General features: G+C 57.9%; 23 protein-coding genes and 1 riboswitch. Of the genes, 14 read left to right on the top strand and 9 right to left on the bottom strand.

Features of this window, described 5'->3' with window-relative positions:
* The first annotated feature begins 193 nt into the window (after positions 1-193).
* Both ACH518_RS19550 and ACH518_RS19545 read left to right on the top strand, forming a co-directional pair.
* Positions 194-676 carry a helix-turn-helix domain-containing protein gene (locus tag ACH518_RS19550; protein WP_445370167.1) on the top strand — a complete coding sequence of 161 codons (483 nt, stop codon included), beginning with the start codon at positions 194-196 and terminating at the stop codon, positions 674-676.
* Positions 595-1,191 carry an IS630 family transposase gene (locus tag ACH518_RS19545; protein WP_445370166.1) on the top strand — a complete coding sequence of 199 codons (597 nt, stop codon included), beginning with the start codon at positions 595-597 and terminating at the stop codon, positions 1,189-1,191. Before ACH518_RS19550 ends, ACH518_RS19545 begins: the two co-directional genes overlap by 82 nt.
* A 450-nt stretch (positions 1,192-1,641) precedes the next feature.
* Here the strand turns inward: ACH518_RS19545 and vapC are convergent, their stop codons facing one another.
* The 4 genes from vapC to ACH518_RS19525 form a co-directional block, all read right to left on the bottom strand.
* Complete coding sequence (vapC, locus tag ACH518_RS19540; protein ID WP_445371311.1) at positions 1,642-2,043, bottom strand: type II toxin-antitoxin system tRNA(fMet)-specific endonuclease VapC; 402 nt, start codon at positions 2,041-2,043, stop codon at positions 1,642-1,644.
* Positions 2,044-2,047: 4 nt separating this feature from the next.
* On the bottom strand, positions 2,048-2,281 hold the full coding sequence (gene vapB / locus ACH518_RS19535; RefSeq protein ID WP_445371310.1) for a type II toxin-antitoxin system VapB family antitoxin: 234 nt from the start codon (positions 2,279-2,281) through the stop codon (positions 2,048-2,050).
* Between the two features lie 182 nt (positions 2,282-2,463).
* A complete protein-coding gene (locus ACH518_RS19530; RefSeq protein WP_445371309.1) occupies positions 2,464-2,877 on the bottom strand; it encodes a type II toxin-antitoxin system VapC family toxin in 414 nt (137 codons plus the stop codon).
* Positions 2,874-3,128, bottom strand: coding sequence for an antitoxin (locus ACH518_RS19525; RefSeq protein WP_445371308.1), 255 nt, complete (start codon positions 3,126-3,128; stop codon positions 2,874-2,876). The genes ACH518_RS19530 and ACH518_RS19525 overlap by 4 nt, the downstream gene beginning before the upstream one ends.
* 200 nt (positions 3,129-3,328) lie before the next feature.
* Positions 3,329-3,545: riboswitch (cobalamin riboswitch) on the top strand.
* A 120-nt stretch (positions 3,546-3,665) separates the two neighbouring features.
* Between ACH518_RS19525 and ACH518_RS19520 the strand changes: the two genes are divergently transcribed.
* The 3 genes from ACH518_RS19520 to ACH518_RS19510 are packed head-to-tail and all read left to right on the top strand — an operon-like array spanning position 3,666 to position 8,012.
* Positions 3,666-6,560, top strand: a complete 2,895-nt coding sequence (locus ACH518_RS19520; protein ID WP_445371307.1) for a ribonucleoside-diphosphate reductase subunit alpha — start codon at positions 3,666-3,668, stop codon at positions 6,558-6,560.
* On the top strand, positions 6,557-7,657 hold the full coding sequence (locus ACH518_RS19515; RefSeq protein WP_186289474.1) for a ribonucleotide-diphosphate reductase subunit beta: 1,101 nt from the start codon (positions 6,557-6,559) through the stop codon (positions 7,655-7,657). Before ACH518_RS19520 ends, ACH518_RS19515 begins: the two co-directional genes overlap by 4 nt.
* Entirely contained in the window at positions 7,551-8,012 is a 462-nt protein-coding gene (locus ACH518_RS19510) for a cysteine-rich CWC family protein (RefSeq protein WP_445371306.1), read from the top strand. The genes ACH518_RS19515 and ACH518_RS19510 overlap by 107 nt, the downstream gene beginning before the upstream one ends.
* Here the strand turns inward: ACH518_RS19510 and ACH518_RS19505 are convergent.
* A complete protein-coding gene (locus ACH518_RS19505; RefSeq protein WP_445371305.1) occupies positions 7,946-8,746 on the bottom strand; it encodes a hypothetical protein in 801 nt (266 codons plus the stop codon). The genes ACH518_RS19510 and ACH518_RS19505 overlap by 67 nt on opposite strands.
* 836 nt (positions 8,747-9,582) lie before the next feature.
* Here ACH518_RS19505 and ACH518_RS19500 point away from each other — a divergent pair.
* The 4 genes from ACH518_RS19500 to ACH518_RS19485 all read left to right on the top strand — a co-directional run bounded on the left by ACH518_RS19500 (position 9,583) and on the right by ACH518_RS19485 (position 14,747).
* Positions 9,583-11,109, top strand: a complete 1,527-nt coding sequence (locus ACH518_RS19500) for a phytoene desaturase family protein (RefSeq protein WP_140910964.1) — start codon at positions 9,583-9,585, stop codon at positions 11,107-11,109.
* Positions 11,110-11,151: 42 nt separating this feature from the next.
* On the top strand, positions 11,152-12,741 hold the full coding sequence (locus ACH518_RS19495; RefSeq protein ID WP_445371304.1) for an aldehyde dehydrogenase family protein: 1,590 nt from the start codon (positions 11,152-11,154) through the stop codon (positions 12,739-12,741).
* A gap of 2 nt (positions 12,742-12,743) precedes the next feature.
* A complete protein-coding gene (locus ACH518_RS19490) occupies positions 12,744-14,246 on the top strand; it encodes a phytoene desaturase family protein (RefSeq protein ID WP_445371303.1) in 1,503 nt (500 codons plus the stop codon).
* Positions 14,247-14,339: 93 nt separating this feature from the next.
* Positions 14,340-14,747 carry a hypothetical protein gene (locus tag ACH518_RS19485; protein ID WP_445371302.1) on the top strand — a complete coding sequence of 136 codons (408 nt, stop codon included), beginning with the start codon at positions 14,340-14,342 and terminating at the stop codon, positions 14,745-14,747.
* A gap of 39 nt (positions 14,748-14,786) precedes the next feature.
* Here ACH518_RS19485 and ACH518_RS19480 read toward each other — a convergent pair whose 3' ends face one another.
* The 3 genes from ACH518_RS19480 to ACH518_RS19470 form a co-directional block, all read right to left on the bottom strand.
* On the bottom strand, positions 14,787-15,920 hold the full coding sequence (locus tag ACH518_RS19480; protein WP_445371301.1) for a methyl-accepting chemotaxis protein: 1,134 nt from the start codon (positions 15,918-15,920) through the stop codon (positions 14,787-14,789).
* Positions 15,921-16,186: 266 nt separating this feature from the next.
* Entirely contained in the window at positions 16,187-18,598 is a 2,412-nt protein-coding gene (locus ACH518_RS19475) for an FtsX-like permease family protein (RefSeq protein WP_445371300.1), read from the bottom strand.
* A complete protein-coding gene (locus ACH518_RS19470) occupies positions 18,595-19,290 on the bottom strand; it encodes an ABC transporter ATP-binding protein (protein ID WP_445371299.1) in 696 nt (231 codons plus the stop codon). Before ACH518_RS19470 ends, ACH518_RS19475 begins: the two co-directional genes overlap by 4 nt.
* Positions 19,291-19,374: 84 nt before the next feature.
* On the opposite strand from ACH518_RS19470, the gene ACH518_RS19465 reads away from it, so the two are divergent.
* The 5 genes from ACH518_RS19465 (at position 19,375) to ACH518_RS19445 (ending at position 23,564) form a co-directional block, all read left to right on the top strand.
* Positions 19,375-19,947: a methyltransferase family protein gene (locus ACH518_RS19465; protein WP_445371298.1), complete on the top strand. Its 573-nt coding sequence runs from the start codon at positions 19,375-19,377 to the stop codon at positions 19,945-19,947.
* A 213-nt stretch (positions 19,948-20,160) separates the two neighbouring features.
* Positions 20,161-20,919: a TorF family putative porin gene (locus ACH518_RS19460; protein WP_445371297.1), complete on the top strand. Its 759-nt coding sequence runs from the start codon at positions 20,161-20,163 to the stop codon at positions 20,917-20,919.
* Between the two features lie 119 nt (positions 20,920-21,038).
* Positions 21,039-21,599: an RNA polymerase sigma factor gene (locus tag ACH518_RS19455; protein WP_445371296.1), complete on the top strand. Its 561-nt coding sequence runs from the start codon at positions 21,039-21,041 to the stop codon at positions 21,597-21,599.
* A gap of 4 nt (positions 21,600-21,603) precedes the next feature.
* Entirely contained in the window at positions 21,604-22,320 is a 717-nt protein-coding gene (locus ACH518_RS19450) for an anti-sigma factor family protein (RefSeq protein ID WP_445371295.1), read from the top strand.
* A gap of 5 nt (positions 22,321-22,325) precedes the next feature.
* Positions 22,326-23,564, top strand: a complete 1,239-nt coding sequence (locus tag ACH518_RS19445; protein ID WP_445371294.1) for a S8 family peptidase — start codon at positions 22,326-22,328, stop codon at positions 23,562-23,564.
* Here the strand turns inward: ACH518_RS19445 and ACH518_RS19440 are convergent.
* Positions 23,556-24,689 (bottom strand): glycosyltransferase family protein, encoded by a 1,134-nt coding sequence (locus ACH518_RS19440; protein ID WP_445371293.1) that lies wholly within the window; start codon positions 24,687-24,689, stop codon positions 23,556-23,558. The two genes, ACH518_RS19445 and ACH518_RS19440, sit on opposite strands and share 9 nt — an antisense overlap.
* Between the last annotated feature and the right edge of the window lie 7 nt (positions 24,690-24,696).

Below are 24,696 nucleotides of genomic sequence, written 5' to 3'. Positions count from 1 at the left end.
AGGGGTTCGCAGTTAAGGTTACGACTAGGTTTTCGTATTTAATTTGCGCATCGCCATTTTCAATCCTTAAATCCCGAAGTAAGGCAAATGCATTTTGGTGACAGGCGAAATTTAGTTTTGTTGCAATAAGCGCTTAACAACAAATAGGCATGCAGTAAAATAGCAGGGTTTTAGATACGGTGGTGGCGACGGAATGCGGGTAAGGCCCATAGAATTGAGAGAAAGCGAACGAGAGCAACTACAGCTAATCATCAAGAAAGGGAGTGATTGGCGAGAACGGGAGCGTGCGGAAACCATTTTGATGTTATCCGAGGGTCAAACAGTCGTTGCTATTGCAGAGCATCAGGGGGTGAAGCCGGAAGCAGTCCGCGAGCGGCGACGAAAGTGGTGGAGAAACGGACTAAACAGCTTACCGGATCAACCGCGTAGTGGTGCGCCGAGCAAGTTGACTGACGCGCATCGAAGCCAACTCAAGGAATGGATCGATGCGGAACCTTTGAACTGCCGGGTATTGGTTAGTCGTCTAACGACGGAGTGCGGAGTAACGATTAGTGCTGGCACCTTGCGGAACGAGTTAAAACGCATGGGCTATGTGTGGAAACGCACTCGTTACAGTTTAAAAAAAAGCGCGATCCCGAGCGCTTCGAGCAGGCCCGACAAGACATCGCTGAACTGATTAAGCAAGCTCAAGCTGGTGAAATTGAATTGGCCTATGTGGACGAAGCGGGGTTTGCGCCACAACCACCGAATCGTTCAGCTTGGACAAAAAGCGGAGAAGTCCATGCCATTACTGCTAAGCGTGCACTACGCTTGAATGTGATCGGTGCCATGCTGTCATCCGGCCGATTAATACTGGCTAAACTGTGGCAAAGCGTAAATGGTCTATGGTTCTTTGGCTTTCTGATGGCGTTGATCGACCGCGTCAGCAAACCCTTGGTAGTGATTTTGGATAATGCATCCATTCATACTGCCAAGAAACTGAAACCTTATTGGGATTTGTTGGAAGAAAAAGGGATGCGATTTTATTTCCTGCCACCCTACAGTCCCGAGCTGAACCGGATTGAATTGCTGTGGCATAAAATGAAATATGAATGGCTGCCATTCAAGACATTTACGCCGGATGAACTTGAGCAAGCCATTGACGAAATTGGTCACGGGTTTGGCTCGCAATACACGTTAACTTTTTGCTAGGCGCTTATCACAGTGAACCTTAACTGAAGATAACTCTTCATTTGCCATCGAGAACTCCTTTTTGTGGGGTTGTTTTTTATAGTTACACATTAAATTTTCCGCGAAGTTACGTAACGCAATTCGGTGTAAGACCGTAAGGCGCAATCCTTAACGCGATAACGTGCGCTAAATTCGGCAACTTATAGGATGCTGCCGACGTAAGGATGCGCATCTGTCGCGACCGTTGTGCCTCGCCGCTAGCTCGGCGCAAGCTATTCAAGATGCGAGCTTTATGGCGTTTTTGATTTTTTCATCGGGCAAACATAAATTCACCGGGAGCGAATTTGAACAGCGGATAGACTGGCCCACAGGGCGAAAACCAGGGATGGTTTTCGTAACAAAAATAACCCGCCCGCCGGTCCGCGAACCGACATTAAAATCAAGCCGTCGCGCCAGCGACATCTTCCCCTCTCACCCCAACCAGTTCTCCATCAACAACCCCGGCACGCGTTCGAACTCCCGCAAGTTGTTGCTGACCAGTATCAAACCGTGGCTGCGGGCGTGGGCAGCGATGTGTAGGTCGTTGACGCCAATCGGCTGGTCGATTTTCTCCAACGCGGCGAGTATGCCGCCGTAATGCAGCGCGGCCCTGTAGTTGTAAGGCAATACCTGTAAACGGCTGCAAAAATCTTCTACCGCGGCGAGATTTCGGGCGGGGAATTGGCTTTTTTCGGCGCCGTGGATCAATTCGGCCAAGGTCACGGCGGAAATCGCCATGCGGCCGTTATGACGGTTGAAAGTCGCCAATACCTCGATCGGTCGCCGCTTAATCACATAGATGACGATGTTGGTGTCGAGCAGATATTTCAGCATCCGCTTAAAAGCTCTCGCGCTCGTCTTGCTGCTGGCTAGGCCGTTCGTCTAGAAAGTCGTCGCTGACGCTCGGACCGTCGAGAAAAAAACTGTCCCAAGCTGCGTCCGCCGGGGCAATGATCCGCTCTTGCCCGACGGCACGAACCTCAACTTTTTTGACGCTGTCGGGAAAGCGCATGTCGGCGGGTAGGCGCACGGCCTGACTGCGGTTGTTGGTAAATACGGTACTGGTCGCCATCGGTGACTCCGAAATGCTATATACAAGGAATATATCCCTGCGCCCGCATGACGTCAATCAAGTCCCGCGGCATGCAGTAAGCGATGCGTGCCGCATCGTTCGCGCAGGATGCGCTTCGCTAGCGCTCAGCGCATCCTGCGTTTAGTGCGAAGCGGCATTTACAGAACAATTGCGCCGAAAAGTTACCGCTCACTTGCCCAATCCTCGACCGCCAAACCCTCAAACCGCTCGAATTCCCGCACGTTATGCGTGACCAAGCGAGCGCCAATCGCCAGCGCATGGCAGGCAATCCACAAATTGTTGGCGCCTATCGACGTTCCGGCCGATTTCAGCCGAGTAAATTGGCTTGCGTAGTGCCGGCATAACGCACCGTCAACGGCGTATTCGACCGGGACGATCCGCAGCAATTGGCCCAACTGCGTCAGCACCTTTTCCTTGCGCTGGCTGCGCTCGGCGCCTTTCAACAACTCGGCATAAGTGACGAACGACATGCACAGCGTACTGCCGGCGGGCAGGGTATTGATGCGTTCGGCCACCGTCGGCGGTTTATTTTTGATCAGATAGATCAGCATGTTGGTATCCAGCATGTAGATCATAAAGACTCGCGCTCCTGCATCGGCGCTTGTTCGCGGGCGTGTTCGAGCAAACGTTCGGCAAAGTCGTCATCGAAATCTTGCAGAACCGCCAACAAGGCGCCGCCGCGGTCGGCCGGCACCGGGTGAATCAGCAAATCGCCGTTAGGGCAGCGGCTGATTTCCACTTGACTAACGTCCAGACGAAATTCCTGCGGAATCCTCACCGCTTGGCTATTGCCGTTTTTGAAGATGCGGGTGGTCAAGGTGGTCATGCCGCTGCCTCCTGTGTGTACGATGTGTGTGTATTATTATGCGATTGCTGTAACGACACAAGCCATGCCCGCCCGAATCGACGAATTCCTGGCGATAGACTTGCCCGCGTCGATTGTTATTCACTATATACGGGGTTAAATTAAAAAAATTTACGCAAGATATAGTATTTATTGGCTTGACAGATCACTTTGCCCTACCTAAACTCCCGCCCCGAGACGGTTCCCCCCGAAGGGGATTAAAAGGGAATCCGGTCGGCGCTTTTGCGTTTTTTGCATAATCGCCGGAAAGCCGGAGCTGCCCCCGCAACTGTAATCGGCGAGTCTTTGTTCAACGATGCCACTGGACGCGAGTCCGGGAAGGCTGAACCGAGGCGGCGACCCGAGAGCCAGGAGACCTGCCCTCGAAACTTCAATCAACCGGGAGCGGGGTGTCTCCGAGGACGATGGCAAGCGTTGCGGGTCGGGCGATTTCGGGTTCGCGCCGCGCGCCTTTCCGTTGCGGCTTCGCGCTTCCCGCCCAAGAGCAAGGAGAATCGCATGCAAACCGCCGCCGTCCGCGCGTCCGCCCATTATGCCCATGCCGGCGAAGCCGCCTCGTTACCCCCGCCGTTACCGCCGCACGCCGGCCTGGAAGTAATCCGCCGCAACCGCGCGGTGGTGGCGTTTCAGCCGGAAAAAATCGCCATTGCCATTACCAAGGCCTTTCTGGCGGTGGAGGGCCAGCATGGCGTCAACTCGGCGCGCATCCGCGAGCAGGTGGCGCAACTTACCGCCAGCGTGGTCGAAACGTTGACCCGGCGTTTGCCTGGTGGCGGCAGTGTGCATATCGAGGACATTCAGGATCAGGTGGAACTGGCCTTGATGCGCTCCGGCGCCCACGACGTGGCCCGCGCCTACGTGCTGTACCGGGAAAAGCACGCCGAGCAACGTGCCGCGCAACAACTCCAAGCAGATGACACGCCAGCCCTGCAGGTGGACGACGCCGGCCAACGCCGGCCATTGGATCACGCCGAGTTCACCGCCTTATGCCGCGAGGCGTGTGCCGGTTTGGCCGGCGCCGATGCCGAACGGGTGTGGGCACAAACCCTGCCCAATTTATACGACGGCATGCCGCTGCCGGCGGTGCGCCAGGCGCTGGTGCTGGCGGCGCGCACTTTGATCGAAACCGACCCGGACTACGCCAAAGTCGCCGCGCGCTTGCTGCTCAGCAATCTGCGCCTGGAAGCGACCGGTACGGCCTGGACCCAAGCGGACATGCACGAACATTACGCCGGCTGCTTTGCCGAATTCGTCGCCGCCGGCGTGGCCGCCGAGTTGCTGGACCCGCGTCTGGCCGAATTCGATTTGGCGGTATTGGGCGCGGCCTTGCTGGCCGAGCGCGATCTGCAATTCGATTACCTGGGTCTGCAAACCCTGTACGACCGCTATTTCCTGCACATCGACGGTCGCCGCATCGAGCTGCCGCAATGCTTTTTCATGCGGGTGGCGATGGGGCTGGCCTTGAACGAGATCGACCGCGAGGCCCGCGCCATCGAGTTTTACCGCTTGCTGTCCAGCTTCGATTTCATGTGCTCGACGCCGACCTTGTTCAACAGCGGCACCCGTCATCCGCAATTGTCGTCGTGCTACCTGACTACGGTCTCCGACGACTTGGACGGCATTTACCAAGGCATCAAGGAAAACGCGCTGCTGCAAAAATACGCCGGCGGCCTGGGCAACGACTGGACGCCGGTGCGGGCGCTGGGCAGCCGCATCAAGGGCACCAACGGCCACAGCCAAGGCGTGATTCCGTTTTTAAAGGTGGTCAACGACACGGCGGTGGCGGTCAACCAGGGCGGCAAGCGCAAGGGCGCGGTCTGCGCCTATCTGGAAAACTGGCATCTGGATTTCGAGGAATTTCTGGAATTGCGCAAAAACACCGGCGACGAGCGCCGCCGCTGCCACGACATGAACACCGCCGCCTGGGTGTCGGATTTGTTCATGCAGCGGGTGCGGGACAACGGCGACTGGACCTTGTTTTCGCCGGTGGACGCTCCGGACTTGCACGATTTGTACGGCGCCGCCTTCGCCGAGGCCTATCAAGCCTACGAAGCCAAGGCCGAGCGCGGCGAAATCCGATTGTACAAACGCACTGGCGCGGTGCAGTTGTGGCGCAAGATGCTGACCATGCTGTTCGAGACCGGCCACCCGTGGCTTACCTTTAAGGATGCCTGCAACCTGCGTTCGCCGCAGCAACACGCCGGCGTGATACACAGTTCCAACCTGTGCACCGAAATCACGCTGAATACGTCCGCCGACGAAACCGCCGTCTGCAACCTGGGTTCGGTGAATCTGCCGGCGCATTTGGTCGAGCGCGGCGGCGTCTGGCAACTGGACGCCGACAAGCTGCAACGCACCGTAGCCAGCGCGATGCGCATGCTGGACAACGTCATCGACATCAACTACTACGCCACGCCCAAGGCCCGCAACGCCAACCTGCGCCACCGCCCGGTCGGCCTGGGGATGATGGGTTTTGCCGACTGCCTGCAGCGCTTGGGCGTCGGCTACGCCAGCGCGGAAGCGCTGGAATTCGCCGACCGTTCCGCAGAAATGTTGTGCTACCACGCCTACCGGGCTTCGGCGGATTTGGCCGAGCAGCGCGGCCGCTACAGCAGCTTTGCCGGTAGCTTGTGGCAGCAAGGTTTACTGCCGCCGGATACGCTGGAACGCTTGAGCGAAACCCGCGGCGATTTGGGTGTGCCCGCCGGCGGGCAGCTGGATTGGCAAGCGCTGCGCCAGCGCATCGGCCAGGTCGGCATGCGCAATTCCAATTGCGTGGCGATTGCGCCGACCGCGACCATCGCCAACATCGTCGGCGTGTCGGCGTCCATCGAACCGGTGTATCAAAACCTGTACGTCAAATCCAATCTGTCCGGCGAATTTACCGTGGTCAATGCCGCGCTGGTGCGCGAGTTGAAGGCGTTGGGCTTGTGGGACGAAGTGATGGTGGCCGATTTGAAATATTTCGACGGCTCGCTGGCCGCGATCGAGCGGGTGCCGGCGGAGGTCAAGGCGCGTTACGCCACGGCGTTCGAAATCGACCCGGAATGGCTGGTCGAGGCCGCCGCCCGCCGCCAGAAGTGGATAGACCAGTCGCAGTCGCTGAACCTGTACGTCGCCGCGCCCACCGGCAGCAAGCTGGACCGCCTGTATCGGCTGGCTTGGCAACGCGGCTTGAAGACCACGTATTATCTGCGCAGCTTGGGGGCGACGGCGATGGAGAAAACCGGCGGTGCCAGCGATTATGGTTCCCAGGCTTCGCGCGGGAACCCGATGGAGGACGCTCCGGCGTCCGGAACCGCGGAGCGGTTCGAGCTGCATTCCCACGCCGAGCGTGGGAACGATATGAAAGTCTGTTCGATTGCCGATCCGGATTGCGAGGCCTGCCAATGAAGGCCGGGTTAGCATTCGACGATTGGGATTTGCCGGTCGCGCCGGCTGCCGACGCAGGCGTCGCCAGCGCCGTGCAGCGGACCGATTCGGCCTTGCCGCCGATCGAGGCCGGGCAGAAGCGGGTGGTCAACGGCCAGGCCGACGTCAACCAGTTGGCGCCGTTCAAATACCCGTGGGCTTGGTCGTTTTTCCTGAACGCCAACCGCAACCACTGGACGCCGCTGGAAATCTCGATGGCGCAAGACCTGCACGATTACCAGCACGCGCTGACGCCGGCCGAGCGCCACGTGTTCGAGAACGTGCTGGCCTATCTGACCACCTCCGACATTCTGGCGATGCGCAACATCGGCCTGGCGGTGATGGAAAAGATGAGCGCGCCGGAACTGCAAATCTACCAGGCCCGGCAAGTCTACGAGGAAGCGCTGCACACCTGGACCTACCAGCACTGCATCGAAACCCTGGGGCTGGACCAGCGCGAAATCTACAACCGCTACCGGGTGGTACCGGAAATCCACGCCAAAATCGCGCTGGCCAACCGCCGCCTGCACGGCGTGCTGCAATCCGGGCGGCCGTTGACCGACCGTGAGGCGCTGCACGAGTTTGCCATGGCCTATCTGTTTTTCGCCGCCGTGTTCGAGGGTTGCTGGTTTTACAATGGCTTCAGCCCGGTGTTTGCCTTGCAGCGGCGCGGTTTGATGAAGGGCGCCGCCGAGCAGCTCCAGTTCATCATGCGCGACGAAGTGCTGCATTGCGCCTTCGGCATCCGCGTAGTACGGCAGTTGCTGGAGGAAGAAAACCTGGCATTGGACCCGCAAGCGCTGCGGCAAATGTGGGACGAAGCCGAAGCCGCCGAAGCGGCCTATGCCGGTTACATCCTGCGCCAGCCGATTCTGGGCTACAACGCCGGCTTGCACGTCGAGCAATTCCGCTACGTCGCCAACCGCCGCGCCCGGCAAGTCGGCTTGGAGGAGCCGTTTCCCGGTGCCGCTAATGTGCTACCGTGGCTGGACGAGCAGGCCAACCTGCGCAAGGAAAAAAACTTCTTCGAAACCCGGGTCACCGAATACCAGAGCGGCGGGGCGTTGGCGTGGGAGTGAGCGACTGGGGCGCTTCCGCGACGGGCAAATCCGCTTGCGCCCGGCGGACATGCAAAGAGGGCTTATGGCGAGCAGCATAACTACCGATAGCGAGGGCAAACCCAAACAGTGCCCGCGCTGCCGGCGCCATTTCGGCTGTAACGCCAACAACATTCGTCGTTGCGAGTGCGTCAGTGTCGAATTGTCGTCCGACGCGCGCAACAAGATTCGGCAGCTTTATAGCGATTGTCTCTGTCCGTTTTGCTTGCGGGCGTTGCAGGGCGGTATGCAGGTCTGGCGGATTACGGGTCAAGTACACCAGGCCTCGACGATTCGGATCTCGTGCCGGCCGCCGGCCAGCTCTCCCGGCGGATGAATCTGCCAGGGCCATTGGCCGATACATGCGGCGTCGGTTTGAAACCCGTGCAGCAGGCTACGGTAGTCCATCCGGCCGGTCAGGGTGTCATGGCGGTCGAAGTGGCGGTCTTCGACTTCGGTGATCAGGCAGATCGGCACTTGCCATGCCTGCAACCAGCGTAGATGGGTTTGCACCAGTTCGCGGCCGAAGGCCTCGAGCAGATTTTCGTCGGTTACTCGCGAGGCCAAGTAAGCGATCGGTAATACCGGCAATTGCGTCAGGCAATTCACCGACGCCACCCAATCCGGCGGTGTGTCGAGTTGTGGTAACGCCGGGTGCGATAACAATTCGGCGGGTGGCAAGCGGCGGTGTTTGGCCAACCAGTCGACGATACCGGTAACGTCGTGAGGACAGCAATGCACGCGTTGCGGCCAGCGTCTGCTGAGTCGCCGAGCGCCGGGGCCGAAGCAAATGTCCAATAACACGAGGCGATCGAATTGGTCGAGCAACTCGGCCACGGGCAGGTCGTGGACGCTACCGCCGCCGACGATCAGTGCGCAGGCACGATTCGGCCCGGCGCGTTCGGCGGCGCTCAGCAAGGCGGCACGGGTGGCGGCCAAATGCGCTTGCCAAGCTTTGCGGCAGCGGCGGTGGCGGGTTTCCAGCGCCGCGGTCTCGCCGGCATAACCTAGTCGGCGGGCGCCTGGGCTGGCCGCGCGGGTGCCCAAATAGTGAATGAACTCTGAGATCATGGAAATCGGGTGCTTAGTCGAAAGCCGGCCCATGGCGGTTTGGTCGAGGTTTGTCCGCTAAATGCCGGCCATGCACGGAAAGCTTGGCTGTTTTTGTGACGCTTACCGCTTTCTGTCGTTAATTTTTCGGTTTGTGCGGCCAAACATTATGGCATCTGTGATTGCGGTCAAGGTTTTTGGTCCCGGCTGCTTCTATAACTAACCCCGAACTATGAGCATTGGCTGGGCGATAGGGTTCCGGAGCGAATACCTGGCCCAGTTGGAAGCACAGTTCCCCCTCTTTAACTTCGGCCCCGTTGTTTCGGGGCTTTTTTTTGCGTTGGCGTCGGTAAATTCGTCGGTTCCGAGCGGCGGGAGGCCACGCCAGACAAGGGCTGGCGCCGCGTGCGACAAAACGTCGCAGTTTTTCTGGACAACGGTTTTTTTATCCCCTACAATGCGCCCACCTTGAGTAGGTCACCCGCTTCGCAAGAGCCGGAGCCTGCCATATGGGGGAGGGAGGAAAGCGACCAGCTTGCTGGTAGAAAAACAATAACAAGCGCGAGCCATTAAACTGTCGGATTACCCGGCAGGCGTCCAACACATAAAAAATAGAACCGGACGAAGCCCACTTAGGTGGGCTTTTTTATGCCCGTAACATCGGCAACGGATCTGCCAGGCGCGACAGGTTGATTCGTGTCCGCCGCCCCCGGAAAATCCCCGCTATTCCCGTGTTCCCGGAGCGAACCGCAAGCTTGTTTTGATTGCGCCAGGCCGATCAAAAATCGCTTTTTCGATTTTTGCTGATACATTACCGGCATATTTCAAGGAAATCGATAGCAATCCCCAGTCTGAACATGAGCCAATCCAAACACATCATCATCGTCGGCGCCGGTCCGGGAGGCTTGTGCGCAGGCATGATCCTGAGCCAGCGCGGTTTCAAAGTCTCGATTTACGACAAGCATCCGGAAGTGGGCGGCCGCAATCGGCCGATTCGGCTGGATGGTTTTACCTTCGATACCGGCCCTACCTTTTTGTTGATGAAAGGCGTGTTGGATGAAATGTTCGAATTGTGCGGACGGCGGAGTGAGGATTACCTGGAGTTTCTGCCGCTGTCGCCGATGTACCGGCTGGTATATGACGACCGCCAGATCGAAGTGTATTCCGACCGGGAAAACATGCGGGCCGAGTTGAACCGGGTGTTCGACGAAGGTACGGCCGGTTACGAAGCGTTCTTGCAACTCGAGCGCAAACGCTTCAACGCGCTTTACCCTTGCATCACCCGCGACTATTCGAACCTGAGTTCGTTTTTATCGGCGGATTTGATCAAGGCGTTGCCGTGGCTGGCGTTCCCGAAAAGCGTGTTCGCCAATCTGGGCCGTTATTTCACGCAGGAAAAAATGCGGCTGGCTTTTTGTTTCCAGTCCAAATATTTGGGCATGTCGCCGTGGGAATGTCCGGCACTGTTCACCATGTTGCCTTATCTGGAACACGAATACGGTATCTACCACGTGGCCGGCGGCTTGAACCGCATCGCCGCGGCGATGGCGCAAGTCGTCACCGAAAACGGCGGCGAAATTCATACCTCGACCGGCGTCAAGTCGTTATGGGTCGAAGACGGCGCCGTTAAGGGCGTGATCCTCGACGACGGCAGCCAGGTGCGCGGCGACGAAACGGTGGTGAATGCCGATTTCGCCCACGCCATGAGCCGGCTGGCGCCGGCCGGCAGCCTGAAGAAATACGCGCCGGAGAAATTGCAAAAGCTCGATTACTCCTGCTCCACTTTCATGCTTTACCTGGGGCTGGATAAACGTTACGACTTGCCGCATCACACCATCGTCTTCGCCAAGGACTACCGCACCAACATCGACAATATTTTCGCCAATAAGACCTTGAGTGCGGATTTGTCGTTCTACGTGCAAAACGCCTCCGTCAACGATCCGAGTCTCGCCCCGGCCGGAAAATCGGCGCTGTACGTGTTGGCGCCGATGCCGAACAACGACAGCGGGCTGGATTGGGAAGCCCATTGCCAGACGGTGCGCGAACAAGTACTGGATAGCCTGGGCGCGCGCTTGGGTCTGGCCGACATTCGCGACCATATCGAATGCGAAAAAATCATCACGCCGGGCGGCTGGGAGCGGGACGAATACGTCTATAAAGGCGCTACCTTCAGTCTGGCGCATAAATTCAGCCAGATGCTGTACTGGCGGCCGCATAACCGTTTCGAAGAACTGGACAATTGTTATCTGGTCGGTGGTGGCACCCATCCCGGCAGCGGTTTGCCGACCATTTACGAATCGGCGCGCATCTCCGCGAACATGATTTCCCGCAAGCACGGTGCCGCGTTTGCCGAGATCCAGCACAGCCGCTGGCTGAAGTCGTAACAGCAGGGTGCCAGGTTTGTTTACTGACCGGTTTTGCTAGCCGTGGCGACGTTACAGGCTTTTTCGCCCTTGGATGGCCGCTTGCTCGGCGAATACCCGGTCGCCACCGAGGACGACATCCGCCGGACCCTGCAGCGCGCCCGTGCCGCGGCCAGTATTTGGAGCGAAACGCCGGTCAAGCAACGCTGCCGGATTCTGGCGAAATTCGGCGAACTGCTCCTGGCCGAACTCGACGCCATCGTCGATTGCCTGCGGCTGACCTCCGGCAAGGTGGCTTGCGAAGCCTTGCTCGGCGAGATCTATCCGCTGCTGGATTTGTTGGCGTATTACCGTAAACACGCGCCGGATATTTTGGCCGAACGCGGCGTGACGACCTCGCCATTCGCTTTTCCCGGCGCCACTGCCAAGGTCTGTTACCGCCCTGTCGGCGTCGCCGCGGTGATTTCGCCGTGGAATTACCCGTTTCAATTGTCGGTGGCGCCGCTGTTGACTGCCTTGTTCGCCGGCAATGCCGTGATTTTGAAACCTTCGGAACTCAGCCTGCCGGTCGGCCAACTGATTGTCGATTTGTTCCAACGCCTGGATTTGCCGCCGGATTTGGTGCAATGGTTGCCTGGCGACGGTGCGGTCGGGGCCCAATTGATCGATGTCGGCCCGGATCTGGTATTTTTCACCGGCAGTTTGGCGGGTGGGCAGGCGGTGATGCGCCAGGCGGCGCAGCATCCGATTCCGGTCTTGCTGGAATTGGGCGGCAAGGACGCGATGTTGGTGTTCGCTGACGCCGATTTGGAGCGGGCCGCCGCTGCCGCGGTTTACGGCGCGTTCAGCAACAGCGGTCAGGTTTGCGTCTCGGTGGAACGCCTGTACCTGCAACGCCAGTGCCACGACCAATTTCTGCAGCGCTTGCTCGACGCCAGCAAGCAACTGCGGGTCGGTACCGGTGCCGATGCCGAGTTGGGGGCGATGGTTTCCGGCCGGCAAATCGAACTGATCAAGGCGCACTACGACGACGCACTGGCACAAGGCGCCCAGGCGTCCGGACCGTTGGTTTGCGACGGCAACTTCGTCCGGCCGCTGGTGTTGTGGAATGTGCACCACGGCATGCGCGTGATGCGGGAAGAGAGTTTCGGTCCCTTGCTGCCGGTGATGGCATTCGACAGCGAAGCCGATGCGGTAGCGCTGGCCAACGACAGCGAGTTTGGTTTGAATGCCTCGGTCTGGAGCCGCGATATCGCTAAAGCCGAACGGGTGGCTCAGCAACTGCAAGTCGGCAACTGGGCCGTCAACGACGTGATCAAGAATATCGGCCATGCCGGCTTGCCGTTCGGCGGCGTCAAACGCAGCGGTTTCGGCCGTTACCACGGTGCGGAAGGCCTGCTGGCGTTCAGCTACCCGGTGTCCGGGTTGACCAGCCGCAGCCATTTGCCGAAGGAACCCAACTGGTTTCCGTATTCGGCGCAACATTACCGGGCGTTGCAAGGCTACCTCGATTTCGTCCACGGCGGCGGTTCGCTGCGGCAACGCATAAAACGCAATTGGCCGGCCTTGCAGGCGTTTCGCGAGTATTCGGCGTTCGATCTGGTCCAGCGCTGGCACAACCTGAAATTACTGCTGTCTTGGCATAGGAAATAGTGATGAAGCAAAACCTTGGGAATCAAAAAGTCGTGGTGATCGGCGCCGGCCTCGGCGGTTTGTCTGCGGCAATCTCGTTAGCCAGCGAAGGCTTTCAGGTCGAGTTGCTGGAAAAGAACGACAAGGTCGGCGGCAAACTCAATATCATGACCCAGGCCGGATTTACCTTCGATTTGGGGCCATCGATCCTGACCATGCCGCACGTGTTCGAAGCCTTGTTCGAGCGGGCCGGCAAGCGCATGGCCGATTATGTGGCTATCGAAAAAGTCGAACCGCACTGGCGCAATTTCTTCGAAGACGGCACCGTTGTCGACTTGTGCGAAGACCCGGACCACCAGCGCCGGGAACTGGACAAGCTCGGTCCGCAGGTCTACCAAGAATTTCAGCGTTTCATGGCGTATTCGCAAGAACTCACCCAAGAAACCGAAGCCGGGTATTTTGCCAAAGGCCTGGACGGATTTTGGGAGCTGCTGAAATTCTACGGCCCCCTACGCAGCTTGAAATTCGACGTCTTCCGCACCATGAACCAAGGCGTCCGCCGTTTCGTCTCGGATCCGAAACTGGTCGACATTCTGAATTATTTCATCAAGTACGTCGGTTCCTCGCCCTACGACGCGCCGGCCCTGATGAATCTGATGCCTTATATCCAGTACGGCTACGGCTTGTGGTACGTCAAAGGCGGTATGTACGGTCTGGCCCAGGCCATGGAACGACTGGCGTTGGAACTGGGCGTGACGATACGCGTTAATGTCGAAGTCACCGAAATCGAACGCCAAAACGGCCGGGCGACCGGCGTGCGTCTGGCCGATGGCGAACGGTTGCCGGCCGACATCGTGGTTTCGAACATGGAAGTGATCCCGGCGATGCAGAAGTTGCTAAACAGCACCCCGGCCGAGCTGAAACCAATGCAGCGCTTCGAACCGAGTTGCTCCGGACTGGTATTGCACCTGGGCGTTGACCGGATTTATCCGCAACTGGCCCACCACAATTTCTTTTATTCCGCCGATTCGCGGGCGCATTTCGACGCGGTGTTTCACAGTCACCGATTATCCGACGACCCCACCATCTACCTGGTCGCACCCTGCAAAACCGACCCGGCGCAGGCCCCGGCCGGTTGCGAAATCATCAAGATTCTGCCGCATATTCCGCATTTGGACCCGGCCAAGCCGTTAAGCGCCGAGGATTACTTGGCTCTACGCGAACGGGTATTGCTGAAGCTGGAACGGATGGGGCTGACCGATCTGCGCCGGCACATCGTCACCGAAGAATACTGGACGCCGCTGGATATTGAGGCCCGCTATTACTCGAACCTGGGCTCGATCTACGGCGTCGTGGCCGACCGCAACAAAAATCTGGGCTTCAAAGCGCCGCAACGCAGCAGCCAGTTGCCGAATTTGTATTTCGTCGGCGGCAGCGTCAATCCGGGCGGCGGCATGCCGATGGTGACGTTGTCCGGGCAATTGGTGCGGGACAAAATCTTGGCGGATATGGGCGTGTTGCGTTAGCCCGGCTACGGACTAAAATGATTGCCGGTTCGGCCGGGTTCGACGCCGAGCCGGAGAGCATTAGAGTCTGCCGTTAATGTTTCGAGCAATTTTATGATCTTATTTTTCAAGGATATTCCGGTTAACTCCCGGCCCAACGAATTGTACAGCCTGATAGCCTCGGCCGTTGGCGGTGAAGCGGACAGCGGCGAGGTGTTGAAAGCCGAAGTCATGGTGATTCGGGACAAACGGACCAACGCGCTGGAATACCATGGCTTGACCATGATCAACTCGGAACAGTTCGGCTTCAAGGTCATCGAACGACTGAACGGTAAGCCCTTCAACGGTAGTGAAATCCAGGTAAGACCCTATAACTTCCGGGACTATTTGAACGATCGCCGACGCAGCGCCAACGCTCAGGTAGCAAGCGAGCAAAGACGGCAGGAACGTCGGCGCGGCGACCGCATCGAAATTTTTATCGATTTATCGAATATTTTTTTCGCTCCCGAGCCAGTGGTTTAACCGCTGGCTCAAGCTCCGGATCTGGGCGGACCGGCACGATCAGGCGTGTTTGGCCTGACACAGCAAATTGCTGTTTAGCTCCGCGCTATGTGCCATCTTTTCCAAATTTGCCAGCACTTGCAGGCTGGCGTCCTCCATATTCCCGACCTCGCGCAGCATGGTTTCGTTATCGCCGGCAGCATGCGCTTTTAGCGCGTTGATGGCACTGGCGTGCACCGAAATATGCGGTTGCTCGATGTCGTGGTAACCGGGCAATTGCGAAAAACAGGCCTTGCCCTCGCCCTGGTAATACCATTTGCCCAAGCGGCATTCGGTGTGTTGCGCAAAATCGTGCACCGATTTTTGCGATAAATGGAACAGCACTTTGTACAGCTCGAACTTGTAAATCAGATGGTCCAGTTTTGCCAGCTCGCAAAAACTGCGTAACGACGACGCGGCCACCACTTGTTCCATCGTTACCGAAAAATCGAGCAGTTCGCGCATCGTGCCGGTGGCGCGCTGGCCGTCTTCGCTGAAGCTGAGCGACTGTTCCGCCAGCGAGTTCATCTGGTCGCGAGTGCCGCCGCTGGCAATCCGGATCGATTCGGCGAGTTTGGCGATTTTATTGGTGGCCTCGGCGGTTCTTTGCGCCAGGGTCCGCACCTCGTCGGCGACGACGGCAAAACCGCGCCCCTGTTCGCCGGCACGGGCCGATTCGATCGACGCGTTTAACGCCAGTAAATTGGTTTGATCGGCGATATCGTGGATCAACTTGACGACGCCGATGATTTCCCGCGAGCTCTGATCCAGCGACCCGGCTTGCTTTGCGGCAGTGCTGGAGGCGTCGGCCAGATTGGCCAGGTTTTTGGAAATGCGCTCGATGGCGTTGCTGCTGTTCAGGGAGATTCCTTGCGCTTCGACGGCATTGTCTTTCTCGTCGCGCAGGCGGTTTGCCAGCGTCAGCAAACTGCCCTGCATGGTGATTAAAGATTGGCCGAAGTTTTGCAGATGCCGCACCGTACCGGCCTGGCTGCGCAACTGCTGTTCCAGTTCGGCGTTGGCATTGTCGGCCGCTTGTAAACGCCGACGCAGTTGTTCGAGCTCGTTATCCTGTCGCTCGACACGTTGATTGGCTTTGGTCAGGTGCTGCTGCAACTCTTCGATTTCGCGTTTGCGGGTAAATATGGAAAACATAGTTCGGAAGTGGGTGGTAACGAGGTGATGTTTTTAAAACGGGTTCTATTCAATCCTACGGATCGGGCAGGGTGCCGGAACCAGTACGGTCCGCTCTGCCGTTTTCTGCACCAGCTATCGGTTAAAGGTTAGCAGATTACGGTTTAGCTTGATTTTTCGCTTGCGCTGGCCGGTGTAAATCGATTCGGCTTAGTGACTTCGGTCAAGTGATTTAATTTATTCTAATATGCGGTTAAATGCGAGCTGATTCGGCGCCAAGGCGGCGTTCAATGCGACAAACAGTCGTGGATTGCCATTGTGGCTGCTTTCCGAGCCGGGAAATACGAGGCCACCGCAGCCAATAGCAGGATCAAGCCCAGCCATGACCAAGCCGCCGGCGCAGCGAATTGATAGTCCAGGCTGACCCCGAGCATGGTTTCGCCAAGTTGTTTGGCAAGTGGTTCGCCAGCCCAGTAGCCGAGCGGCAAGCTGATCAGCCAAGCCAGAATGCCGTGGAACAGACCTTCCAGCATGAACAGCCGGAACAGGGTCGGCGACGGCGCGCCGATCGCTCTCAGCACGCCGATTTCCCGGCTGCGTTGCAACACGCCGATGGCCAACGCGCCGGAAAGCCCGATACCGCCGACCGCGGCCAGCATCGCCGCCAAGCCGGATAAGGCACCGATTACCGGTTGAAATTGGTGGCGGGTGAATTCGCGTTGTTCCTGCCGGCCGTGAGTGTTGTAAATATCCAGTACGACGCCGCGCTGTTGCAACATTTCGCTGAGCCGGCGCAAGCGGCCGGATTCCTCCTCCCGTGTCCCCACCGGTGCCGACACCAGCGCCAACGATGCGGAATCGCCGCCAACCGATTTTTCGACGGTCTCCAGCGGCGCGTAGACCGGTTCCACGGCATATTGGCTGCCGGCCAGCCAGCGATACAAACCCACGACTTGCCAAGTTTGGCGATGTCTGCCGATCATCGCTTCGACGGTGTCGCCCGGTTGGATGCCGTTCAAGGCCGCCGTTTCGGCATTCAGCACCAGTACGGCCCGGCCGGCGTCGTCGGCTTGCAGCCAGCGGCCGCTCTCGATCCGGGGCCGGTAGTTTTCGCTAGCGGCCGGTAGTGCGAGCAATTGCAGGCCCATACTGCCTTTTTGGCGGAAAATGCCGCCGTCGTAGCCGAGTTCCAGCGGCAGGCGGCGCCAAGTTTCGATCGTGCAGTCCGGATCGGCGGCTTTGATCGCATCTTGCAGCATTGGCTTGGGTTGGTCGTTGACGAAGCCCAGTTTCAAGGAATAGCGACTGCGGGCCATTTCGTTGTCCAAGGTCAGGTTGACCGAGGCGATCAGACTGGTCAGGCTCAAAAATGCCGCGCCGGCCACGACCAAGACGATTTGGGTCAACAACAGTCGGGTTTTGCGGCGGAACAGATTGCCGAGCGCGGCGGCGTAAACGGTAGGCAACCAGCGGCCCGCCAAACCTTGTAGCCAGCGGTCGATTCGGGCGTTGCCGAAATCCGCGCCCAGGCCGTAGCTGGCAATCGCATCGCGTACGGTCATTGTCGCTCCGCGCCATACCGGCCCGGCTGCGGCCAGCAGCGGCACCAGCAAGCCGCCGGCCACCAGATACGCCAGCGCGCGATAGGGGAGTTCGAATCCGCCGCAGTCGATATTGAAAATGGCCAGCAGCCGGCACGAGCCCAGATCAGCGGCCAGTGCCGCCGGCGGCGCGGCGACCAGGATGGACACAAACGCCAGCAACAGGGTTTCGCTCAGGTACAAACCGGCGACGGCGAGATGGCTGCCGCCGATCGCCTTCATCACGCCGATCTGGCTGGTTTGTTGGGCGATATGGGCCGAGACGGTGTTGACGATCAGGCTGGCGGACAGTGCCAACGCGGCCAAGGCCATGATTTCCAACACACCGTTGATACCGGCCAGAAATGGCCGGCCCCAATGCCGGTCCGGGTCTTGCAGTAACGTAGCGTTGGCGGCGACGCCGTGTTCGGCGAGCAGGGAGCGGATCTGGACGGCGGCGGCACGGGCCTTGTCCTCGCTGTAAGGTTGCCGAACCCGTATCAGTAGTTGGCGAAAACCGTGAGGGGCGAGTCCGAATAGTTTTGCATCCGCGACCGAGCCGAAGAATACGGCCTGGCCGCCGAATTTGGGCGGTTTGACGAAGGGATGGCGGACGATGCCGTCCAGCGGGAAGCTGAGCACCCCACGTTCGGTTTGTAATTGTACGTTGCCGCCAAGGCCGAGGCCGCTGTTTTGTGCCGACAGGTTTTCGATAGCGAGCTTGCCCGATACGGGCCAGTTGCCGGCGACCAAAGCGGACTTGTCGTAAAGCTGGCGGGTGTAATCGCCGCGGACGATCAGGCTGCCGTTTTGCCAGGCGCTTTCCGGCGTTGGCCGGAACCGCAAATTTAATTGGTTCAGCGCTTCGATCCCGGCAACATCCGGTAGTGCCGCGATTTGCTGTAACACGCCGGGATCGGCATCGCTACGCAATATCAGATTCAGGTGCGAAGGCTGCGATAAGCGGTGGGCGGCATCCATTTTTACCAGCAACAAATCGATCATGCCGAATATGGTGCCGACGCCGAACAAGCCGATGGCGATGCTGGCGACCGCCAATAGGCTGCGGCCTTTGTGACGCCACAAATCGGCGCGGAATTTATAAGCCAGCGCGCTCAACGCGGCTCCCAGTGGCTATCAGCGTGCAGCCGGCCGTCGCGGATTTCCAGTTTGCGGCTGGCGGCATCGGCCAGCGCCTCGTTGTGGGTGACCATCAGCAGGGTTTTGCCGCGGTCGCGCAGATGGCTGAACAAATCGAACACGGCATCGGCGCTGGCGCTGTCCAGATTGCCGGTCGGTTCGTCGGCGACGATCAACGGCGGGTCGTTGGCCAGGGCGCGGGCGATGGCGGCCCGTTGCTGTTGGCCGCCGGATACCTGACTCGGGAGGCGGTCGGCTGCGCCGCTCAAGCCCACGCTGTCCAGTAATTGCAGCGCCCGCTCGCGGCGTTGCGTTTTGCTCAATCGGCCGAGGAAGTCCATCGGCAGAATCACGTTTTGCAGCAGGCTCAGCGCCGGCAGCAGTTGGAAGAACTGAAACACGATGCCGACATGCTCGCCGCGCCAGCGTGCCAGTCGTTCGTTGCCGAGGTTTTGCAGGGCGTGGCCGGCGACGACGATTTCGCCGCGGCTGGGGTGGTCGATGCCGGCGATCAGGTTCAATAGGGTGGATTTACCGTTGCCGGACGGGCCGACAATCGCGACGAATTCGCCGGTGGCAATGCGCAAATCGATGCCGTGCAATACCGTTTGCCGGCCGCCGGCTTGCGGGTAATCCTTGTAGACCTGATTCAGTTCGATAATGGGCTGCATGGCGCTCGCCAAATTGGGGTATGTTACACGAGGTAATGAGACGCGAGGCAAAGGATTATGCCGTTAGCCGGAGGAGGGCAAGCGATGACATGGGTGAGGATTTTTTGGTTTTTGGTTTGCCTGGTTTGGGTCGGCGCCGAGATCGGTCTGGCTCGACGGCAGCGGGCGGCGGATGGCGAAATCGCCTGCGACGAGCGCCATTCGCAAGGCCGGCTATGGTTGTTCATCACGCTCGGGCTGGTATTGGCGCTGCTGTGCAAACAATTGGCGTTGCTGCCGATTCCGCTGGCCTATCTGCCGCGGCAGATATTGGCTCTGGCAATTTTTGCCGGTGGCTTGTATCTGCGTTATACGGCGGTGATCGGTTTGGGCCGGTTTTTTACGACCCATGTGGCGATTTTGAACGGGCATCGCTTGATCGAGGACGGACCCTATCGTTTGTTGCGGCATCCGGCCTATACCGGCTTGTTAATGGCGTTGGCCGCCGCCGGATTGGCAATGGGCGATGGCCTGGCGCTGCTCAGTCTTATGCTGTGTTCGGGCTGGGCTCTGGCGCACCGGATAGAGATTGAGGAACGCATGCTGGAACAACAATTCGGCGACTGTTACCGCGACTATCGGAACCGTCGTTGGCGCTTGCTGCCATGGTTTTACTGAAGAGCCAACGGACTGAGATTTCTCCATTCTGGACGACGGCTTGTGCAGGTTCAAGTAGGAAGATGTTGCGATATAAAGGCCAGTTGCATTTATTCCTTAAGTCAGTTGTGGGTTCAATGGAAGTAGTCAATAATGCTTTGAATGCACTCATGGGCATTACGCTGACAATTGTTGTTCGCAGATACTGCCGTTTTCACTCGCAATCTACTCGCTATGGATCGACACAAACACTGCCGCGAGGGCTGGTTTTTACCTGGGTTGGTGATTCTGGCGATTGCAATTGTCGGAGTTCTTCATGGCTCTGTCGCCCGAGCGGAATGGCATGGCGAATTGGTGTTTTTGAGCGATTATCTTTACCGGGGCTATTCCAAAAACCGGAGCAATCCGTTAGCCCAGGGACGCATCGATTATCAGGATACCAGCGGCTGGTTTGCCGGCCTGGGTATTTCTCAAGTCAGTTTCGACGACCGGCGCTATAAAAATTATGCAGACGTCGAGATCAAACCCTACATCGGTTGGAGTCTGCCGCTAAACGCCAATTGGCGAGCCGAAATGATGGCAGCCGGTTATATTTTTGATGGCAAGATTTTCGGCAAATACGCCGATTACGCCGAACTTTACGCTTTGCTGCACTACCAAGACTGGTTTACCGGGAGCGTGTCGGTCGCCCCGAATGCCTACCAGCGCGACGCCACCGTCATGAATTACGAGATCAAATACCGGCGGGATATTTTGGACAATCTACAACTTTCGCTGGGATTGGGTTATTTTCAGGCCGACGCCTTGCTGGAGGCGGACTACTTCTATTGGAACGCCGGCGTCTCGTGGTATTTGACGCCAAATCTGGCGCTGGATATGCGCTATGTCGACGTCAATCTCGACCACCAGAAGGAAGTCGATTACCACCACCACGAGTTTTATCCGCGTTTGCTGGAAAATAAATTTCTATTTTCGCTAACACTAGGGTTTTGAAATTTTTTTTGACCTTGAACCTTTGCGTTGACTAGCGGAATAGACGTATACCGAGCTAAAACTTGAGGAAACCGCTTTCAGCCATGTTGCGTCTGGTTCTTAACCCCAATCAAACTCCGATGCCCGATCAGCTTGATAGAGGCGGCGACGAATACCTGTTGTTGCAGCGTATAGGCGCGGGTGATACTGCCGCGTTCGAAGCTTTCTACAAAATTTACTATCCCCGGCTGTTTCGCTTTGTGTTGCGAATGACGCGACAGACCGAGGGGGTCGAGGAATTGATCCAGGAAACCTTGCTGGTGGTCTGGGAGCGGCCGCACGGTTTTAACAACGAGAGCAAAATTTCGACCTGGGTGTTTGGGATTGCCTACAAGAAAACGCTGAAAGCGTTGGCCAAAACTGCCCGACGGGAACGCGACATCGATATCGATCAAGTCGCTGACCTGACGGGCGATCCGATCGCCAATCCGGCCGATAATTGGGAAAATCAGGATTGGCTCAATTTCGCGCTGACCAGCTTATCGCCGGAACAGCGGGCCGTCATTGAATTGACCTTCTACCACGGCCTGTCGTATCAGGAAGTCGCCAAAGTGCTTGATTGTCCGGAAAATACCGTAAAAACCCGTATGTTTCATGCCCGCAGGAAAATGCAGATTTTAGCCGGTGCGCAGGAGAACTGAGTCTATGAATTCGCCAATTTCAGCTTCCGTCAATAGCCATGCAGACCTTGTGTTGCTGTTGCCTTGGTACGTCAACCAAAGCCTGTCAATTAACGAACGTCAACAAGTTGAAAATCATTTAAAAACCTGCCTGATTTGCCGGCGCGAACTGTTAAACCTGCGCAAATTATCGGCGGCGGTGCAAGGCAGCGCCGATCTCGAAGTGGCGGCCGATGCTTCGTTGGCTGGTTTGCGCATGAAGATGCAGCGAGCCGACCATTCGCGGCCTATGTCGTCACGCTTGTTCCCAAAATTAGCTAGCCGATGGGGGAAGCCTGAACACGTTGCCAGCGGCTTACCCGATGCGCAGCGCCGACTCTGGGCCAGCGTCGGCAGCACCGGCAAAGGCTTGGCCATAGCTGCTTCCTTGTTACTGGTCATCGCCCCGGTGGCTTTGCAATACCGGCTACCTGCTACGACCGGAGAGTATTTCACGCTGGCCGCGACCACGCCTGGAACCGAGTCGGTTGGCCAGTTGCGAGTGGTTTTCACGAATCAACTTCAGCTGCAAGAAATTGACGGCCTGCTGGACAGCGTCAATGCGGTTCGTGTCGGCGAGCCCAATAGCGTCGGTGCCTACACAGTCAAGCTTCGTTCTAGCGAGCACAACCCCGAACAGGCTTTGGCATTGCTGCGTGGCCGACAGGATGTAATACTGGCGGAACTCATACATCAGCCGTAATCCAGATGAAGCTCCCGCGTTTGACTCTTTTGTTTGCTGTACTTTGGATGCTGGGCGGTTGCGCAGCAACCGCTGATTTGTCCCGGCTTGGGGACAGCAACACGCCCGAGGAACGCCGCTTATTGGTGACTTTTGCCGACCGAACGATTGAGCGGACGCTGCCCGCCAATGCCCTGGACGGTTACCGCTTGCGCGGCCAGTATGGCAATTCAAGCTGGAGCGAAGATGTTGCCCATGCCTTGGCCGACCGTCACCATTTGCAGTTTGTCGCGCAATGGCCGGTGACGACCCTGGGCGTCAGTTGCGTGGTCTACGAAGTGCCCGACAATTTGCCGGTGCAGCAGGCGATCACCGAATTGCAGCAGGATCAGGATGTGTCTTCAGTGCAACGGATGCAGAGCTTTCAGGTGTTGGGTAAACAGTCGCGGGCCGCACCGTCCTATAGCGACCCCTATTTGCACTTGCAAACCGGTTTTAATTCGCTAGGGATTGCCGATTTGCACCAGGTGACTACAGGGCAGGGGATACGCATTGCAGTGATCGATACCGGCGTCGATAGCGACCATCCCGATTTGAAAGGCCAGATCCAATATTCGGAGAACACCGCGCCGGAGCCGATCGATCATAATCTCGCCGATGTGCACGGCACGGCGGTGGCCGGTGTGCTGGCGGCTCATCCCGACAATGGCATCGGTATTGCCGGTATCGCGCCGGAAGCGGACATTTTGGCGTTTCGGGCGTGCTGGCCGGAAAAACCCAACGCGCTCGCGGCGCATTGCAATACCTTTACACTGGCGCTGGCCTTGAATCAGGCGATGCGGATGGATAGCCATATCATCAACTTGAGCTTGAGCGGTCCCGAGGATTATCTACTGCGTCAGCTGATCGAAAAAGCCCTCGCAAAAGGCATCGTTATCGTAGCGGCAGTGCCGGGTAAGGGCCAGGTCGGTGGTTTTCCGGCGAATGTGCCAGGCGTGATCGCCGTCAGTCAAACCGAAACCGAACAACCGTCGCAAGTGATCGCGCCCGGCCAGGATATATTGACGACAGTTCCGCATCAGGCTTACGACTTCATGACTGGCAGTTCGTTTTCGACCCCCCACGTTGCCGGGATGGCCGCGTTGTTGCTGCAGCTCCACCCCAACTGGAAGGCCGCCGATATCAAACGCCGTCTGGGCAGCAATATCTCGACCGCGAATCTGCTCGATGCCAAAACTGCTTCGGCCGCTGAAGCGTCACGCTGATTCGGCCAGAATAGTTCTCACGCGCCGGCTAAGCTCGGCGGCGCCGTCAATCGCAATCGCCTGTTGCGGATAAGTCTGGTTTAGCGCTTCCCTGATTTTCTGACTCAACCGTTCCGGCGCCAGATCGTTTTCGGTTAACGGCAACACAAAGCCTTTGCTGGCCAGCTTCTCGATGCGTAAGCCTTGTTCGCTATTGCCCGCGTAAGGAAATGCCAGTGCCGGTGTGCGGGTGCTGATCACATCCATCAGTGTGTTGTCGCCACCCAGGCTGATCGATAACACGGCCGTTTGTAAAGTTTCCTGAAAGTTGTTCAAGAATGAGACGACCTGAACATTAGGGCCACTGACCAACGCCTCCAACTCGGCAATTTCGCTTGCCGAGGCTCTAGAGCTGGTGACGACCAGAAAATGGTAATGCGGCAGCATAGGCGCGGTTTGGATCGCGGCGCGCAACAGAGTCTTGCCGATTTCACCGCCGCCCTGACTGACAACGATCTTGTTCTGTCGAGCAGGCCAACTTGCCGGAGGCGGCGGACTAACGTAGCCTACATACACCAAGCGATCAGCAATTTCGGCCGTCAAGCTAAAGGTTTCCTCAAAGCGCACAATGTCCTGATCGCCGCGTACGAAAATGGTGTGAATATGATCCTGTACCAATTTCACCATGTGTTTTTCAGCGTCCAATGGCGCCGGCACCAGTATCTCCCGAACAAAGCAAAAAATCGGTATCACGCCGCAACGCTGTCTGACGCTGGCAAACAAGCCAAGAATCTCTCTTTTCAAGCGCCGCCGGCCGAACGGGAAAAACTCGACCATCACCGCATCGTAAGGCCAGTTTACAAATTGCTCGATAGCCGCGGCGCGCTCGGCCCAGACGACTTCGATGGGCTTGTCGCTATCAGGCGCATAAAGTTCATCGGTTGCACTGTCGATTAGAATCGTAGGCAAACGTAAATGCCGAAATCCCGGCAATTGCGGCATTTGTTGCAGGCCTTGTCCGCCGTGGATCAAATCGACATCGGCATAAGTCGACAACTCGCGGATGACCAACAGGCTGCTAGTCAGATGCCCCAAACCGACCAGACTCTGGCAATAAAACAGGATTTTACGGCGCTTAGAATGCATGACAAGC

This window comes from Methylomonas sp. HW2-6 (assembly GCF_052474525.1).
This window is presented reverse-complemented; position numbering and strand designations above follow the sequence as displayed.